The following is a 3,544-nucleotide window of genomic DNA, read 5'->3' as shown; positions in this document are numbered from 1 at the left end:
AAGGACGTTTAACCCTGCATCGACATCTTCCTGTGTATAACCAAACATCTCAAATGCCATATGGTTTGCATAGGTAAGGGTGCCTTGTAGATCTGTTTCATAGACTGCCTGCGGAAGGAGTTCTGCAAGTTCCCGGAAGCGGCTCTCGCTCTCCCGAAGTGCGGCCTCTGATGCTTTCCGTTCAGTGATGTCGGTTGCGATGCTCAGCATCGCGGGTTTTCCTTCCCACTCAACCTGCTTGACAAAGATCTCAAGTGGAACACTAGATCCATCTTTTCTCAGATGTTCAACCTCAAAGGATGCTTCTCCATACTGAGCGATCTGCTGCATCCGTTCCTCAATCCGTGCAGCACTTGATGGGACATCAATCTCTGCAAGGTTTTTCGAGAAGAACTCCTCTTTCGAATATCCATGAATTTCAAAGGTCTTCTGATTGGCATACAGGAAATGTCCATCATAATCATGGACGGTAATTGAGTTTGGGGCAATATCGAGCATCCCGGCAATTGCCCGGCTTTTTTCCTCAATCTTCTTTAATTCTGTGATATCCCGGATTGACTCAATGGCGCCGGCAACATTTCCCTCTTCATCATACAGGCGTGATGCCGTAAACCAGAGTGCGGCTCCCTCCCCGCCCCGAAGGTGAGGTAATGTGATCTCGGAAAAGACTGTATCCCCACGCCGTTTGACATAGGGGTATCTGGACTTGACATCCGGATCATCCCTCAAAGCAAGATCGATAAGAAGTGGGCGCCGTTCACGATAGAAGGGGAGTGCATACTCGTAATTGCCTTTTCCAAGCATATCCTCTGCCAAAACCCCGCTCATCTCTTCCATCGCCCTGTTCCAGGCGATCACAACTCCATCGGTATCGATTGCAAAGGTGGCATCCGGTAGGAAGTTGATAATGTCCGCTTCACGACGCATGTATTTTCTGATGCTCTCTTCCGCAGCTTTTCGTTCGGTGATATCCTGACCCTGGGCAATGACCGATCGAAGCGTTGTTCCATCATAATCCATGATCGCAGCAGAGTTCCAGATGACGCTTCTGACTCTGCCTGACTGGTGGATGATCGGGATCTCTACACCTTCAAGCCGCTCACCCCCCATCGCCTTATTGATGAGAACCATCCATTCATCTCTTGAATCTTCAGGAAAGAGGATCGGGAGCTTCTGCCCGAGTATTTCTTCTTCAAAAACTCCGGTCAGTTCCTCAAATGCATGGTTGATGCGGGTTATGGTGTACTCCGGATCCCAGACGATGATCGGTGCATTTGCATATGATATCAGGCTATTTAGGTATTCATTTGATTCTTCGAGGGCGTCATGGGTTGCGATAAGCTCTTCAAGCTGTGACCGCATCTCCTCCTCAGCTGCAGCGAGCTCCTCGTTCTTTCGCAGAATCTCCTCTTCCCTGAGTTTTCTCTCGGTGATGATTTCGGTATAGACAATGAGCCCGCCGATTGTCCCGTCCGATTCAAACCAGGGGCGGCATTCCCATCGTGTCCAGTCGAGCGAACCATCTTCGCGTGGATAGGGATCATCGTCTTCACTGAACACTCCTTCCCCGGCAAGTACCTTCCGGTGAATCTCCCTCAATTTCTCCGGAAAATCCGGAAAGACGTCGTAATGGTTTCTGCCAATAATATCCTGATTTGTAATGCCATATGTCTCCAGGTACCGCTGGCTGACAAAGATATAGTCCATATTCAGATCATGCACGGCAACGGAGGCATTATTGTGCTCAATGATGTAGCGCATCAGTTCAAAGGTATGTGCGAGTTTCATCTCGCTCCTTCTCCTGGCAACAGCGTACATGATCTTATTTGAGAGTTCGGCAAACTGTGACTTCGGATCCCCTCCTTTCTGGAGATAGAAATCGGCACCGCTGTTGAGTGCCTCAATCACCACATCTTCACGCCCCTTTCCGGTGAAGATGATGAAGGGTGTCTTATTCCCATTCTTCCTCAGATGCTGGAGAAACTGAAGCCCGTCCATTCCCGGCATCTGATAATCCGAAACGATTACATCGAATTCTTCTTTTCCAAGGAGCTCTATAGCCTGATCTGCACGATCACTTGTTGAAACAGTAAAATCTCCGCTCTTTTCAAGGAAGATCCTGCCAATTTCCAATAGAGCAGGCTCATCATCAACATAGAGAATTGATATGGATGGAGTGGATATACCGGGGGCGGGCATAATGTAGTGTTGATTGTTTAGTTGATTATAATGGTATTGGTTATTTTGAAACTATATTTCCTCTTCTCTCTCGAAGCAGTCATTCAGGAGCATTTAGGAGGGTATAAGAGAGGCAAAGGATTATATGCCCCTGTAGCAGATACAGATACCGGCGAGGAGTACCCCCTCTGGGATTAATTGATCTCCTCGTCGTGAACATATTCAAATCCAAAGGTATTTTATCATTTTTGCTGAATATTAAGGCTCTTTTATTAATCGCCTTATTTAGATCTCTGCTTCAAAAGATGCCAGGGGGCGTTCCGATCCTACGCTTACCATCATAGAGGCGGCAACAGGGAGATGACACCTTTTTAAAAGCCTCAAACCAACACTAAAATACTCCTATGAAATTTCGATCAATTGAACTGTATTTTTTGCTCATTATCGAATCTCTCTTGACCTGGTTTGCATGGTCGGCTTTTATCAATGGAGACACCGTCCGTTTCTTTGTTGTCATCATCTCTATGGCTCTTATATTCATCCCATCTCTCATGGAGTTCCTTTTATCCATCCGGCTGCCAGCAGGAACTCACTTTGCAGTGGCAATTGCCCTTATCTTCCATGTTGCTGGTGGAATAAACCAGTATTACTGGATATATGCTCCCTACTACGACAAGGTGGCGCATTGCATCTCAGGCTTTGCTCTTGGCCTTGTTATCTTCTCATCTCTCCTCTACCTTGGCATGAGGGGTGTCCGGCTCTCACCATTTCATATCGTTGCAGGAATAATCCTTCTTGTCTTCTCTTTTGGTGTGGTATGGGAGATATGTGAGCTTACAATTGACGCTCTGACCGGATCAACCTATAATCTGGGAGCAGAGGATACTTTCTTTGATATGCTTGGAAACACTCTCGGTTCACTTCTGGCGGCTGCGTATGCACTCCATATTATGAACTCAGTCGCACCCGGAAAGCAGGTCTTTTCCATCCTGGGAAAAACGAAATAACTCTCCTTTAAGAAGCTAAAACAAAAAATGAGAAGCCTCAGCCGTGATTTGAACACGGGACCTGCTGATTACAAATCAGCCGCTATGCCGGGCTAAGCCACTGAGGCGCTGTTGACTGCATTATCTGGCACCTGTGGGGAGAGAAACCGCCCCGAATACAACCGCCCTGAAATGCTTATAATAATATGCCTGCCTCATTAAAAAGGTCTTCGGAATGCCTCTTCAAAAACCTCATCAGTTCCTCAGGTCACCAGTATAATCCGATGACAGAGAAGGTCAGGATGGAGAGGATAAATGCCAGGATCAGCATCCCGAGACTTAAGGGAGGAATAAAGACAAGCATGGCATTCACAGTGCCT

Annotated in this window: 2 protein-coding genes and 1 tRNA gene; 1 reads left to right on the top strand and 2 read right to left on the bottom strand. The window is 47.1% G+C overall.

Annotation, left to right across the window (positions count from 1 at the left end; genetic code table 11):
- Positions 1 to 2,199, bottom strand: a 2,199-nt coding sequence (locus tag QCH34_RS08995) for a PAS domain S-box protein (protein WP_300333066.1), incomplete at its 3' end; no start/stop codon positions are given.
- A gap of 530 nt (positions 2,200 to 2,729) precedes the next feature.
- Between QCH34_RS08995 and QCH34_RS08990 the strand changes: the two genes are divergently transcribed.
- Positions 2,730 to 3,185 (top strand): hypothetical protein, encoded by a 456-nt coding sequence (locus QCH34_RS08990; protein WP_300333064.1) that lies wholly within the window; start codon positions 2,730 to 2,732, stop codon positions 3,183 to 3,185.
- A gap of 33 nt (positions 3,186 to 3,218) precedes the next feature.
- On the opposite strand, the gene QCH34_RS08985 is transcribed toward QCH34_RS08990, so the two are convergent.
- Positions 3,219 to 3,292 (bottom strand) — tRNA-Thr (locus QCH34_RS08985).
- Positions 3,293 to 3,544 lie beyond the last annotated feature (252 nt).

Source organism: Methanocalculus sp. (genome assembly GCF_029762515.1).
Classification (GTDB): Archaea; Halobacteriota; Methanomicrobia; order Methanomicrobiales; family Methanocorpusculaceae; genus Methanocalculus.
Note: the sequence above shows the minus strand (reverse complement) of the source record. Positions and strands in the feature narration are given on the sequence as shown.